Raw genomic sequence first — 568 nt, 5'->3', positions numbered from 1 at the left:
ATGGATGGAGGTTATAGATTTGATGTTCTTGAAAGGTATTCACCATCCTGATTTGTTTAAAGCGCTTAAAAGTACTGCGCCTCAAAGCGTCATATGCCAGCTAATGGGTATTAGATATCTGACTGTAAAAAGCTATTGCCATTTTGCAGGTATTAGCCAGAGTAGTTATGAATATGGCCAATGTAAATTTGCACTAGAAGAGCGTGTTCTAGGTATCCCTCAAAGTATGAGCTGGTTGAGTGGTGCACCCTAATGAATATAAAGAAATTTGATAACAACGAATTAAAAGTGGTTTTTGATCAGTTAATACCACTTGATTCACCGTACTGTATAAAAGTACAAAACCTGATTATTAATACTCTTTATATTAGTCCAGGCTTTTGCCTGCATATTGGTGAGCAAGCCAACATAGATATGCCAGTATTTACATCGTCTGAATGTGAAGCTATCGCCAGGAAAGTCGTCAAAGAGAAAAAGATTGAAGATTGGGCAGTTACTTATATGCTGGTCTTGTTTTACCAGAGGTATGGTCAAGTACATACTGATGATGGAGCATGGCAATTTATGA

Annotated in this window: 2 protein-coding genes; both read left to right on the top strand. The window is 37.3% G+C overall.

Annotated elements, in window-relative coordinates:
• Window positions 1–253, top strand: a 253-nt coding sequence (locus ACS8FD_RS23315; RefSeq protein WP_439277603.1) for a hypothetical protein, incomplete at its 5' end; no start/stop codon positions are given.
• The coding region (locus tag ACS8FD_RS23310; RefSeq protein ID WP_439277602.1) for a hypothetical protein at window positions 253–568 on the top strand (316 nt) is incomplete at its 3' end. The genes ACS8FD_RS23315 and ACS8FD_RS23310, both read left to right, overlap by 1 nt.

It is taken from the genome of Psychrobacter sp. 1U2 (genome assembly GCF_051847575.1).
Note: the sequence above shows the minus strand (reverse complement) of the source record. Positions and strands in the feature narration are given on the sequence as shown.